Origin of the sequence: Adlercreutzia sp. ZJ473, from assembly GCF_013185065.1 — a bacterium.
Taxonomy (GTDB): domain Bacteria; phylum Actinomycetota; class Coriobacteriia; order Coriobacteriales; family Eggerthellaceae; genus CAAEEV01.
Map to the genome: position 1 here is coordinate 1 of NZ_JAAVTO010000066.1, position 12,404 is coordinate 12,404.

Below are 12,404 nucleotides of genomic sequence, written 5' to 3' on the forward strand. Positions count from 1 at the left end.
CGGCTTGCGCGTCGCGCCCGCGCGCACCCGCCGCGCGACCTGCACCCGCGCCCACGCCCGCTCCGGCGCCCGTGCCCGTGCTCGCTCCGGCGCGCACCGCCTGCACGCGCTCGGCTTTCCCGAGCGGCTTCACGCCGAAGAACACGTGGTCGGCGGGAATGCCCACCTGGGCCGCCACGTCCTCGGCCGGGCCCTGGGCGTCGCCCGTGACCAGGTAGGCCGCGATGCCGTAGGTGCCCTGCAGCTCCGCGAGGGCCTGGGCCGCGTCGGGCTTGGGCTCGTCGCGGAACTCAAAGCCGCCCCGGTCGGCGCCGTCCACCACGACGCGCGATCCCACGAACACCTCGTGGCCCTCGACCACGCCGCGCACGCCCTCGCCGACCACGGCCTCGAACGCCTCCACCGCGGGAAGCTCGCCGGCCGCGTCGGCGCCCTCTCCCGCGCCGGCGCCGACAGCGCCGCTGGCCTGCGCGTGCTCGACCACCGCGCGCGCCAGCGGGTGCTCGCTGCGCGCCTCGAGCGCGGCGGCCAGCCGCAGCGCCTCGGGCGCCACGTCGCACGCGACCACCTGCGGGGCGCCCTGCGTGACGGTGCCCGTCTTGTCGAACACCGCCGCTTCGAGCTTGCACATGCGCTCGAGCACCTCACCGTCCTTGATGAGCACGCCGAGCTGCGCGCCCTTTCCCATGCCCACCATGAGCGCCGTGGGCGTGGCGAGCCCCAGCGCGCACGGGCACGCCACGCAGATGACGGCGATGGCGGGCAGGAGCGCCTGCTGGAGCAGCTCGTCCGGATTCTCCGGCGGCACGAGGAAGAACCACGCGCAGAACGTGAGCGCCGCGATGGCCAGGATCGCCGGCACGAACACCGCCGCGATCTTGTCGGCCATGCGCTGCACCGGTGCCTTCGAGCCCTGCGCGTCCTCCACCGCGCGCACGATGCGCGCGAGCGTGGAGTCGGCGCCCACGCGCAGCGCGCGCACCTCGAGCGCGCCCGTGGCGTTCGTCGTGCCGCCCGTCACGACGTCGCCCGTGCGCTTGACGACCGGCAGCGCCTCGCCGGTGAGCATCGACTCGTCAACCTCGGACGCGCCGCCGCGCACCACGCCGTCGACCGGCACCTTCTCGCCGGGGCGCACGAGCACGGTGTCGCCCGCCATCACCTGCGAGAGCGGCACCTCCACCTCCGCGCCGCCGCGCACCACGCGCGCCGCGGGCGGCGTGAGGCTCATGAGCGACTCGATGGCCTGGTTCGTGGCGCCCTTCGCGCGCGCCTCGAGGATCTTGCCCAGGAGCACGAACGTGATGAGCATGGCGCACGTCTCGAAGTACGGCATGCCGCCGTTGATGCGAAGGGCCTCGTGCCCCGTCCACTGGCCCGTGACCACCGGGAGGAACGTGATCCACAGCGAGAAGAGGAACGCGATCGACGTGCCGAGCGCCACGAGCACGTCCATGTTGGCGCTGCCCCCCTTGAGCGACCCCCACGCGCCCTTGTAGAAGCGCGCGCCGCAGCCGAACTGCACGGGGATGGTGAGCAGCATGAGCAAGACGTTCGCCGCGAACATGGACTGCACGTGCGTGGGCTCGGCGCCGCCCGCGAACAGCCCCGCGAGGGCCGCGCCCGTGGCCATGTGCGCGCCCGGCAGCATGCCGATGCACACGACGAGCACCGTGAGCGCGGCGCTTGCGCCGAACACGCGCAGGTCGTGCCTCGCGCGGGCGGCCTCCTTGGCGCGGCGCTTCTCGTCGACGAGCGGGGCGTCGTCGGGGATGATCTCGGCGGTGAACGCCAGGCTGTCGAACACGCGCAGCATGTCGTCGACGCTCGCCGCGCTCGGGTCGAACGTGACCTGCCCGGTGTTGTTCGCCAGGTTGACGGCGCACCTGATCACGCCCGGGGTCTTGCGGTAGTGGCTCTCGATCGACTGCGCGCAGTTCGCGCAGTGCATGCCCTCGATGGCGAGGCGGATGGTGGCCTCGGCGGGCGCGGCGGGGGCGTCGTCGAGGGGCGCGGCGGCGGGGGCGGGCTCAGCGTCCTCGCCGTCCGCGGGCATGCCGTCCGCGGGCATGCCGGCTGCGGCGTCCGCTCCTTCGCCGCCCGCAGGGGCCGCGCCCTCGGAAGCCGCCCCGGCCTCCTCGGCATCCTCGGCCAGGAAGGGGTTCTCTCCGTCCTCGGGCATCACGACCACCTCGAAGTTCGTGTCGTCGAGGGCGTGCAACAGCGCGTCGAGGCCGACCTGCGCGTCGTCGTAGCGCACGCTGCCCGCCTTCCCCTCCAGGTCGACGCTCACGTCGAGCACGCCCGGCAGCTCGCGGTAGTGGCGCTCCACGTTCGCCACGCACTTTCCGCAGTGCATGTTGTCGATGGCCAGCGCGATGGTTCTCTCCATGCCGGCCCCCTTAGGAGAAGCGCCGAATGAGGTCCATGACCTCTTCGACCACCTCGTCGTTGCCCGAGCGGATCTCCTCGACCACGCAGGTCTCCAGATGCTCGCGCAGCAGCATCTCGGACACGCGGCGGATCGCGCTCTCCGCCGCCGCGAGCTGCATGAGCACGTCGCCGCAGTAGCGGTTGTCGTCGATCATCGCCTTCACGCCGCCGAGCTGCCCGATCGCGCGGTTCAGCCGCTTCTGCACGTCGCGCTGCAGCTCCTCGCTGCGCGGCGTGTGCTTGTGCTTGCAGGCGCACGTGCGCGCGCCTGACGCCGCGTCAGCGAGCGGCTCGCACGCCTTGTCCTTCTGCTCGTGCATGCCGTTCTCCTTTCAGCATACCCCCAAGGGGTATCTTGTCGTTCAACGGCATTATATACCCCCGAGGGGTATAAGCAAGGGGGATCTTGGCAAGAGAGGATCTCGCAGAGGCGCAGGAGGATTCGCGCGAGGGAATCTCGGCTGGCAAGCGGGCACCGCCGGCAGGCGGGCGCCGCGCGAGGGCAGGGCGCCGGCAGACGGGCGCCGCACGCGACAGCAGGGCGAAGGCCGGCCCACGTCGCACGCGACAGCAGGACGCGGGCCGGCGGGCTCTCGCGCCCTGCCCCGCGCCGCTAGCCCTTCCGGCGCTCCACCACGACCTCGGCCACCCCGGGCTTCGCGCGGCGCGCGGCGTCGACCCTGTCGTAGAGCTCCTCGTCATCGAGGCTCGCCATGAGCTGCTCAGAGGCGCGCGCAGCCTCGACCCCGGCGGTCTGGCGGCACACGTCCTCGCTGCTCGTGGTGACGTAGGCCACGCCGCGGTGCTTGTCCGCCCGCGCCTGCATGAGCAGGAACATGAAGCCCGCCACGCCCGCCACCAGCGACGCCGCCAAGATGCCCAGCTTCGCGGCGGAGATGAGCGCCTCGTCGTCGTACGCCAGGTTCGCCACGAAGATCGCCATCGTGAAGCCCACGCCGCCCAAGATGGCCGCGCCGAGCATGTGCACCCAGTTCACGTTCTCGGGGAGGCTCGCCACCTTCAGCTTCACCGTGAGAAAGCTGAACAGCATGATGCCCACGGGCTTGCCCACCACCAGGCCGAAGAACACGCCGAGGAGCACCGGGCTCGAGGCCAGCGCGCCGAAGTCGGCGCCCGCCAGCGCCACGTCGGCGTTCGTGAGCGCGAACAGCGGCAGCACGCCGAAGTACACCCACGAGTACAGCTTGTGCTCGAGGCGCGTGGCCGGCGGCACCACCTGGCGCGTCACGCGCGAGAGGTTCTGCACCGTCTCGATGTACTCGCCCTGCGCGATCACGGGCACCTCGGCGTCATACACCTGCCGCGCTTCGCGCACGCGGTCGTTCGACCAGTTCAGAAAGCTGTTCAGGTTCACGCGCGAGCCCGAGGGGATGGTGAACGCCAGAAGCACGCCCGCGATGGTGGAGTGCACGCCCGACATGAACACGCAGAACCACAGCACGGCGCCGATGATGAGGTAGGGGTACAGCGAGAAGATGTGCGCGCGGTTCATCACCAGCAGCACCACGAGCACCGCCGCCGCGCAGCCGAGCCACGCGAGGGACGGGGTCGTCCCGTAGAACACCGCGATCACGAGGATGGCGATGATGTCGTCGGCCACGGCGAGCGTGGAGAGGAACACACGCAGGCCGTTCGGCACGCGGTTGCCCAGAAGCGCCATGATGCCGAGCGCGAACGCGATGTCGGTCGCCGTGGGCACGCCCCAGCCCTGCGCGGTGGCGGGGTTGCCCGCGTTGAACGCCGAGTACACCACGATGGGCACGGCCACGCCGCCGACCGCCGCGATGATGGGCAGCGCCGCCTGGCGGATGTTGGTGAGCTCGCCCACCGTCATCTCGTACTTGATCTCGAGGCCCACCAGCAGGAAGAACACGGCCATGAGCACGTCGTTTATGATGTGCGCGAGCGACATCTCGCCCACGAAGTCGCCGAAGCCGATGATGACGTGCGTGTGCCAGAACTCGAGGAACGGCTCGTGCGCGCCGGTGTTCGCCACCACGAGCGCCACGATGGCGGCCAGCAGCATGACGCCCGCCGCCTTGGTCGAGGAGTGCGTGAAGTGGATGAGGCGGCGGTAGCGGCGCTGGTGGCCCTGCACCTCGTCGATGTAGATGCCGTGCGGGTCAGGGTTGCTGGCGCTCGGATGGACGGGGGCGCCGGGGGCGCCGGAAGTCGACGCGCCGTCGGGGGCGCCGGACGCCGCGGCGAAAGCGCCGGGCGCCGCGGAGGGCGCGTCGGATATCATGCCGAGCACGTCGGACATCGCAGGCACGGAGAATGCGGGAGCGGGCGCCGCAACGTCCTCTTCGCGCGCGCCTTCCGCTTCACTCACAGGGGGGGTCTTCTTCTCCGCGCCCATGGCAGCACCTCTCATGTCCCGTCTGGCCGAGGCCCTCACGTAAAGTTCTCTTCTTCTGTTCTTTTCAAGAACCTTACCAGATAACTCGCCGCCGGGCACTCATTCGCGGCGCACTCCCGCAAAAAAGCCGCGAAACAGACCACGCTTCCGCGCGTATCGCGCCCACGTTCGCCCAACGCGCGGCATTTTCGCAGATAACAACCACTTTTCGCACGTCATGCCCCACTCGTTGACCGCCTGACTTCAATTTGTGCGCCGTGTGCAAAACGTTTTGCGCTATGCTTGTCTTGCAGCCTTGAGACGAGGAGCCGCCGTTGAGGAAACCGTCTGATAAGCGCATGAGCGTGCGCGTCTTGGAAGACAGGGTCCGCGCGCATGCGCAGGAGCAGCTCGCCCGCCTGGCTGTTTTTTGTTCGCCACGAGTTGAGAGGTGATACTTCATGAGCATTACCGTATCCGGACGCAAAATGCCCATCACCGACGCACTGCGCCAGTACGCTGAAGAGAAGATCGGCGCTGCCATCAAGGTCATCGAGGCCGACCCCATCAACACCGAGGTCGTGCTGTATAAGGAGAAGAACCCCGCGAATCCCCTGCCCGCCATCTGCGAGGTAACCGTGCGCGTGAAGGGCCACATCGTGCGCGTCGAGGAGAACGAGGAGGACATGTACGCGGCCATCGACGTGGCAGCCGCGAAGGTGTCCCGCCAGCTGCGCAAGTACAAGACGCGCGTGATCGACAAGAAGGTCCGCTCCGCCGAGAAGGCCGTCGACCTCGCCCCCGCTCCCGTCGAGGGCGAGCTTGACCTCGACCGCCTGATGGAGGAGCTCACCGACGACGAGGTCGTGCGCGTGAAGGAGCTGGAGTTCGCTCCCATGACCGAGGAGGAGGCCCTCATCGAGATCGACCTCATCGGACACGACTTCTTCGTCTATACTGACCGTGACACCGACCGCGTATGCGTGCTGTACCGCCGCGACGACGGCGGCTACGGCCTGCTGAAGCAGAAAGAGGACTAGCTCGTGGCTACCATCGACACCATCCGCTCCATCCTTGAGGAGAACCTCGACATCGCCCCTGAGAGCGTCACCGAGGAGTCCACGTTCAACTCGCTCGGCATCGACTCGCTCGACATGGTCGAGCTGATCTGCGAGCTGGAGGACCAGCTCGGGATCGACTTCGGCGAGCCCGAGGGCCTCGAGACGATGACCGACCTGGTGGAGTACATCGACAACCTGTAAGACCAGGCTGCAAGAGCTGTGCCGAGAGGGCCCCGCGAGGGGCCCTCTCGTCGTCTCCGGACGCGGCGCAGCGCGGCGGGCGCGACGCGGCGCGGCGGAAAGACGGTTGGCATCGCGATTTCCCCAAGCTGATGCCCTTGCACGCGCAAGGATCGTCGGGGCCGCATTGATAGCCGCAGCCATCTGCGCCAAATGGGAACTGCGCTATCTCATGCCGTGCACGCGACGAAGGTTAGCGCGAATCATCTTCGGGAGATCCCTGTACTTCATGCCGTTAGTGCGCACTACCTGCCTTTGGATTGGAATAAACGTAGCGATGAGCAACAGGGCTCCGACAGCATATTGCCACCCCTCCACAGCACCGCTTTGGACGACAAGCGCGAGGGCAAAGGCGCTGAGCGCGAACATGAGCATCGCCGTAAGCATGCCCGGAGTATAGCGCCTATGAAGCTTGAATATGCGGATTGACGCGGTATGGACGATCCCCTCGAGGAATCCCAAATAGAGTGCGGGCAGAATCAGCCAAAGGTGTCCCGGGAAGAAGTACGGAACGAGCACGTAGACGAGAATAAGGAAATCGACGTAGATTCTCGAAGTCTTCTTTCCTTCGGTCGTCACAGCAACATCAGCATGTATCACCTCACCGACCATCATGTCGACGAAGCCTCCGGGATACACATTCTCCTCCCACTCGTGCAGAAGAAATGCAAGCGCATAAGCGAGCGCAAGCTGCTGAGCAAGGTGGGCTGGAGTCACGAAGATAGCCGAAAGCGTCAAGAAGAAAAGCGTGATCACTGAGTAGATTTCTTCGCTGTAGTATCCGATGAAGTGCATATCCGACGCTCCGTTCAACTAGGCTTTAGTCCGAGTCTTACACCGAGAGCCGAAAAGCGGAATATACTATTTGCACATATAGTACGATATCGAACTCTTAGGCTAATAATGACCAAAGAAACCGTGAACAACAACGACCTCCGCGTGGTCAAAACACGTGAGAACATCGAAGCCGTATTCCTAGATCTTCTGGATAAGGAGGACTTTTCCAGAATTACCGTGGCGCAGATCGTCAAAGCGTGCAGGATATCCAAAGGCACGTTCTACTACCACTACAAGGACAAGTTTGACCTTGCGGAGAAGATGCTGCGACGGCAGTTTGCCCGCTATGAGGAACTCGTGCGCGCGGTGGAGAGCAGGGAAGAAAACGCCCCTGTCGACATTCCAGCGCTGACCAGCCTTGCCGAGAGCATCGCGGAAGATTATCGAAGCCTCAGCTCCATCCATACGAGAGACTTTGACGCCAAGAAGGAGCTCATGGGTTTTCTTCAACAGCGTTTCTTAGAGCACATGCAGGGGGATGCCGACTCGTCGCCGAAGCACAGCTACCAGGTTTCCCGGATGCTCGCATCGATCATTGTCGCCGAGGTCGAAATGATCATCGCCGGAGAGGCAGAGCCCGGCGACCAGTTTATTGAGTCCATCGGAGAGCTTGAAAGATACCTTGCGAGAATCGACTTACGCACGATATAGCATTTTCCTGCTTGACTAGCGCGCAGCAATCAACTCCCATCAACCCTCTACTCTGCTAGACCTATTCCATATCCTCTGTTTTGCTGGTATTGGCTCCTCTGAAATGCCGTAAATGCTCGGAGGCGCGATGCGAGACGAATCGCAGAAGCCGGGGGCTACCTCGATGGAATCGTCGACGGAAGGTGGCGAACAACCCCGCGGCAAGAAACCCGAAGCCGTCTCCCCAAAGATCCGCAGGCCGCCTACGACATGGGCAAACGGGCGGGCGGAACGTCAGTCAGCGTAGTGCCCCTGACCGTCGTCAATCCAAGCATCGCCCACATGCGCGGCAATCTCGGCTGCGGTTATTTCCTTGCCGTCGTTATCCAGATCGATGATCTTGTAGCGCACGTTGCCCATGCCCAGCTCGGCCATGTACGTCAGCTGACGAAGGCCGTGGCGCGACTCGATGCGCTCTACCATGTCGTGGCGCACATCGGGCGGCATGGCGTAAATGATATCGACGCAGGCTTGGTCGATCGCCAGCATGTCAAGCGACGAAAGGATGCCGACGTCCGGCGTCACCACGGGCTGCGCCTCCACGCCCTCGCAGTCGCAGCTGACTGACATGTTGCGCATCGCGTTCACGAAGGCGATGCTGCGACCGAAATGATCCACCGCCGCCTTGGCCGACTCGGTCATGCGCTCCATGAACTCTTCCTCTGATATATCCCACATGTCAGAAGAGCCGGGAGTGGTGTGGATCATCTTCTTACCCACTTGGCCATCGGCGCACCCGATGCCGATGTTCTTGTTGGCGCCACCGAAACCGCCTTTGGAATGTCCCTTGAAATGCGTCAGCGCAAGAAACGAGTCATAGCCAAGAAGGCTCTTGCCCATGGACATCTCCTCAAACCATTTGCCGCCATGCACGGGAAGCATCGTCGTGCCTTCGGCATCCATGATGTCCACCGGCGCGAATGTCCAGCCGTTTTCCTGAATTGTCTTTCTATGAACCTCCGTGTTGTGGCGCCCGCCCTCGTAATAGGTGTTCGTTTCCACGATGACGCCGTTTTCCAGGCGTTTTCCCATGAGCTCCTTGACCCATGGCCGTGGGATGATGTTGGGGCCATGCGGCTCGCCGGTGTGCAGCTTCACAGCCACCTTGCCCGTCAGCACGTCCGACACCTGGTCATAGGCTTTCAACAGTCCCTCAGGGGTCAGCGCGCGCGTGAAGTAAACGACGGATTCGCCGCCAGTACGTTCGTTGTAGGGAATGTACACGTTTCCTCCAACGCCGGGCGCGATGCTTTCTGTCATTGCTGCTCCCTTCGATTCAAAATCGGCGTTCGTTCTGCTTATCAACATACTAGAAGCTAAAGTTAGCTTTATGTCAAGGCGTCGCACCGCCGCTTCAGCCGCGCGGCGGGTCTTGCGACGCCAGGCGAAGTTTTAAACAGCCTCTCCCCAGTCTCTCCCCAATCGTTCTTCAGAGGATAGAGGCAAGCTATCGTTTGAGTCGATAGTCAATCATCGTCATTATGTGCTTTTCAGATAAACCGCGGTTTATTACCATGCGTTACCAGCAATTGGCAACCGACCGTCCGCAATTTCGAAAGGCACGCCTAGTGATCGAGCTTCGCCACATAGAAAAGACGTTCCGCCCGGGCAAGGAGACCGTGACCGCCGTCAAAGACGTCAGCCTTGTCATTGGCGACGGCGAGATCTTCGGCATCATCGGATTCTCAGGCGCGGGCAAGTCCACCCTGGTGCGGTGCATCAACCTTTTGGAGCGCCCCACCTCGGGCGAAGTGATCATCGATGGCACCGACCTCACCAAGCTGTCGGCGAAAGAGCTAAGAGCCGCCCGCAAGAGGATCGGCATGATTTTCCAGCAGTTCAACCTGTTCTCCCAGCGCAGCGTGGCCGCCAACGTGCGCTACCCGCTTGAGATCGAGGGAACTCCGAAGGCCGAAGCCGCCAGGCGCGTCACCGAGCTGCTGCGCCTGGTAGAGCTGGAAGACAAGGCCGATGCGTACCCCGCTCAGCTTTCCGGCGGCCAAAAGCAGCGCGTTGCCATCGCACGCGCGCTGGCCAGCAACCCCAGCATCATCCTGTGCGATGAGGCCACCAGCGCCCTGGACCCCCTGACCACCCACTCCATTCTGGAGCTGCTGCGCAAGCTTAACCAGCAGCTGGGAGTGACCATCGTGGTCATCACCCACGAGATGCGTGTGATCGAGCAGATATGCAGCAAAGTGGCCGTGATGAGCGACGGCCAGGTGGTGGAACGCGGAAGCGTGAGAGACGTCTTCTTGCGACCCCAATCGGAAACCGCGCGGCGGCTCATACACCCCACCCCCCAGACGGGGCTTAGCGCGGCAGCGCCCGTGAATACGCTTCGCCTCGCCTTCACGGGCGAAGAATCGGGAGCGCCGGTCATATCCGACCTCACCGTGCAGTGCAACGCCATGGTCAGCATCCTGTCCGCCAACACCGAGAACATCGGCGGTCGCCCGTTCGGGCAGATGCTCATCGAGATGCCCGACGACAAGGCGGCGCAGCGCAGGATATGCGACTACCTGGACGCGCGGGGCATCGTCTACGAGCGCGGCGACGAAGGAAGCGACCGAATGCCCTCGCCCGTCGACGAAGCATAGCGCGCTTCTCAATAAACGGGCGAAAACAAGAGTACGCACGCAAGAAGAAACCCTTCAGTACACAACAGGGCTGACACGGGAAACCATCCCCCGTGTCAGCAAAGAAACACCTCTGGAAAGGAGGCGCGAGCAGTGTCACCTGAGCTGGCAAACCTGATTCTTACGGGAGTAGGAGAAACCCTGTATATGGTGATCGTCTCCACGTTGGTGGCGTACCTGCTGGGCGTTCCCCTGGGTGTCATCTTGTACGTAACCGACAGCAAGGGCATCCACCCCAACCGCCTGGTGAACCTGACGGTGGGCATAGTGGTGAACGTGCTGCGCTCTATCCCCTTCCTCATCTTGCTGGTGATGATTCTGCCGTTCACGCGCCTGGTGGTGGGCACTACCATCGGCAGCACGGCGACCATCGTCCCCTTGGTGGTGGCCGCCGCCCCCTACGTGGCCCGCATGGTGGAATCGTCGCTGAAGGAAGTGGACGCAGGCGTGCTGGAGGCAGCGCGCGCCATGGGCTCGTCGGTGCTCCAGATGATCGTGCGCGTGGTGCTTCCCGAGGCGCGGCCGTCGCTTCTTTTAGGTGCGGCCATCTCGCTGGCAACCATCCTGGGCTATTCGGCCATGGCTGGCTTCGTCGGCGGAGGCGGCCTGGGCGCCATCGCCGTCAACTACGGCTACTACCGTTACCAGCTCGACGTCATGCTCATCACCGTGGTGCTGCTGGTGATAATCGTGCAGATATTCCAAGAGGGCGGCTTGGCGCTGGTGCGCAAAACGGACAAGCGGCTTCGTTAGGCGAACCCTCGCGCACCTTTCGTAAGACGAACCCTCGCGCACCACTGTAGGCATGGACGAGCGTGCGCAGGCGCGAGCGCGCCCCTACGAGCCTCTGCGCACCCCGCGAATCCCGCGCTCGTGTACGAACATAAGCGCATACGACAAACGAAAGCCAACGCTACAACAGACCAACACGTAAGAAAAGAATGGAAAGGAACCATCATGACCAAGGAAATTTCACGCAAGGCGTTTCTGAAGAAGGCCGCAACGCTTCTCGTTGCGGGCGCGCTGGGCACGGGACTTCTTGCCGGATGCTCCGCCAACGGGCAGAGCGGCGCAGGCTCGCAAGCGGCGTCAAGCGGGGCGGGCGCCGCAAGTGGCGACAGCGTCATCACCGTGGGCGCATCCCCCACGCCCCATGCAGAGATCCTCAAAGTGATCGCCGACAACCTTGAGCAGCAGGGCTATGCCCTAGAGATCAAGGAGTACAACGACTACGTCCTTCCCAACACCGCCCTGCAGGACGGGGATCTGGACGCGAACTACTTCCAGCACATCACCTACCTGAACGACTTCAATGCGGAGAAGGGCACCGACCTGGTTTCCGCGGCAGAGGTGCACTTCGAGCCTCTGGGCCTGTACTCCCAAAAGGTGAGCAGCATTGCCGATCTGCCCGATGGTGCTAAGGTGGCGGTTCCCAACGACACCACCAACGAGGCGCGCGCCCTGCTGCTGCTGGAGCAGGAAGGTCTCATCAAGCTGAAGGAGGGCGCGGGACTGACCGCAACGAAGATCGACATCGTGGAGAACCCGAAGAACCTGGTGATCCAGGAAGTGGAGGCCGCCCAAGTGCCACGCACGCTGGCCGAAGTGGATCTGGCTGCCATCAACGGCAATTACGCGCTGAACGCCGGCCTTGACGTGGACAGCGCCATCGCCAAGGAGTCGTCCGAGGACGAAGCAGCCAAGGCCTACGTGAACGTGCTGGCCGTGAAAGCTGGCAACGAGAACAGTGACAAGACGAAAGCGCTGGTGAATGCCCTGCTGTCCCCCGAGGTGGCGGAGTACATCGCAAGCACCTACAACGGCGCAGTCGTAGCCACGTTCTAACTCATCTCCCACAAAATAACGAAAGATCCCCTGGCGAGGGGGTCTTTCGTTATATGCTGGCTTCTCTTGCCCGATCGTAGGCAAGTGTGCAGGCTCCTGGTTAAGCCCGTCGAGGACGAAGGCCTCGCGCTGGCATGCGGGCCGCCTCAGGTGGCGAAGCTACAGCGCGGCTTTGATGGCCCCCACGGCGTAGAGGGTGCCGAAGGCCACGACGACGCCGTGGGGGCCGGCGAGCGCGCGGGCGCGGGCGAGGGCCGCCGCGGGACCCGCCGCCGCCTCCACGTGCGGGCGCGCGGCAGG

The 12,404-nt window shown here is 64.2% G+C and carries 11 protein-coding genes; 6 read left to right on the plus strand and 5 right to left on the minus strand.

Going from position 1 to position 12,404, the window contains the following annotated elements; translation table 11 throughout:
- The 3 genes from HRL41_RS10605 to nhaA form a co-directional block, all read right to left on the minus strand.
- A partial coding sequence (locus HRL41_RS10605; RefSeq protein ID WP_172137002.1) for a heavy metal translocating P-type ATPase occupies positions 1-2,392 on the minus strand: 2,392 nt, incomplete at its 3' end.
- A 10-nt stretch (positions 2,393-2,402) separates the two neighbouring features.
- A complete protein-coding gene (locus HRL41_RS10610) occupies positions 2,403-2,753 on the minus strand; it encodes a metal-sensing transcriptional repressor (protein WP_172137003.1) in 351 nt (116 codons plus the stop codon).
- Positions 2,754-3,046: 293 nt separating this feature from the next.
- Positions 3,047-4,786, minus strand: a complete 1,740-nt coding sequence (gene nhaA / locus HRL41_RS10615; RefSeq protein WP_371808839.1) for a Na+/H+ antiporter NhaA — start codon at positions 4,784-4,786, stop codon at positions 3,047-3,049.
- A gap of 467 nt (positions 4,787-5,253) precedes the next feature.
- Here nhaA and hpf point away from each other — a divergent pair, with 467 nt between their 5' ends.
- Positions 5,254-5,832 (plus strand): ribosome hibernation-promoting factor, HPF/YfiA family, encoded by a 579-nt coding sequence (gene hpf, locus HRL41_RS10620; RefSeq protein WP_165173803.1) that lies wholly within the window; start codon positions 5,254-5,256, stop codon positions 5,830-5,832.
- Positions 5,833-5,835: 3 nt separating this feature from the next.
- Complete coding sequence (locus HRL41_RS10625) at positions 5,836-6,054, plus strand: phosphopantetheine-binding protein (RefSeq protein WP_172137005.1); 219 nt, start codon at positions 5,836-5,838, stop codon at positions 6,052-6,054.
- Between the two features lie 204 nt (positions 6,055-6,258).
- Here the strand turns inward: HRL41_RS10625 and HRL41_RS10630 are convergent, their stop codons facing one another.
- Complete coding sequence (locus tag HRL41_RS10630; protein ID WP_172137006.1) at positions 6,259-6,888, minus strand: HXXEE domain-containing protein; 630 nt, start codon at positions 6,886-6,888, stop codon at positions 6,259-6,261.
- A 123-nt stretch (positions 6,889-7,011) separates the two neighbouring features.
- Between HRL41_RS10630 and HRL41_RS10635 the strand changes: the two genes are divergently transcribed.
- Positions 7,012-7,581, plus strand: coding sequence for a TetR/AcrR family transcriptional regulator (locus HRL41_RS10635; RefSeq protein WP_172137007.1), 570 nt, complete (start codon positions 7,012-7,014; stop codon positions 7,579-7,581).
- Positions 7,582-7,854: 273 nt separating this feature from the next.
- Here HRL41_RS10635 and HRL41_RS10640 read toward each other — a convergent pair whose 3' ends face one another.
- Entirely contained in the window at positions 7,855-8,880 is a 1,026-nt protein-coding gene (locus HRL41_RS10640) for a DUF362 domain-containing protein (protein WP_172137008.1), read from the minus strand.
- A gap of 308 nt (positions 8,881-9,188) precedes the next feature.
- Between HRL41_RS10640 and HRL41_RS10645 the strand changes: the two genes are divergently transcribed.
- The 3 genes from HRL41_RS10645 (at position 9,189) to HRL41_RS10655 (ending at position 12,104) form a co-directional block, all read left to right on the plus strand.
- Positions 9,189-10,220 (plus strand): ATP-binding cassette domain-containing protein, encoded by a 1,032-nt coding sequence (locus HRL41_RS10645; protein ID WP_172137009.1) that lies wholly within the window; start codon positions 9,189-9,191, stop codon positions 10,218-10,220.
- A 132-nt stretch (positions 10,221-10,352) separates the two neighbouring features.
- Positions 10,353-11,012, plus strand: a complete 660-nt coding sequence (locus HRL41_RS10650; protein WP_371808840.1) for a methionine ABC transporter permease — start codon at positions 10,353-10,355, stop codon at positions 11,010-11,012.
- Between the two features lie 204 nt (positions 11,013-11,216).
- Positions 11,217-12,104 carry a MetQ/NlpA family ABC transporter substrate-binding protein gene (locus tag HRL41_RS10655; protein WP_172137010.1) on the plus strand — a complete coding sequence of 296 codons (888 nt, stop codon included), beginning with the start codon at positions 11,217-11,219 and terminating at the stop codon, positions 12,102-12,104.
- The last annotated feature ends 300 nt before the right edge of the window (positions 12,105-12,404 follow it).

Coding starts and splice junctions, on each gene's coding strand:
- HRL41_RS10610 (WP_172137003.1), bottom strand. CDS start 2,753: ATGCACGAGCAGAAGGACAAGGCGTGCGAGCCGCTCGCTGACGCGGCG.
- hpf (WP_165173803.1), top strand. CDS start 5,254: ATGAGCATTACCGTATCCGGACGCAAAATGCCCATCACCGACGCACTG.
- HRL41_RS10630 (WP_172137006.1), bottom strand. CDS start 6,888: ATGCACTTCATCGGATACTACAGCGAAGAAATCTACTCAGTGATCACG.
- HRL41_RS10640 (WP_172137008.1), bottom strand. CDS start 8,880: ATGACAGAAAGCATCGCGCCCGGCGTTGGAGGAAACGTGTACATTCCC.
- HRL41_RS10655 (WP_172137010.1), top strand. CDS start 11,217: ATGACCAAGGAAATTTCACGCAAGGCGTTTCTGAAGAAGGCCGCAACG.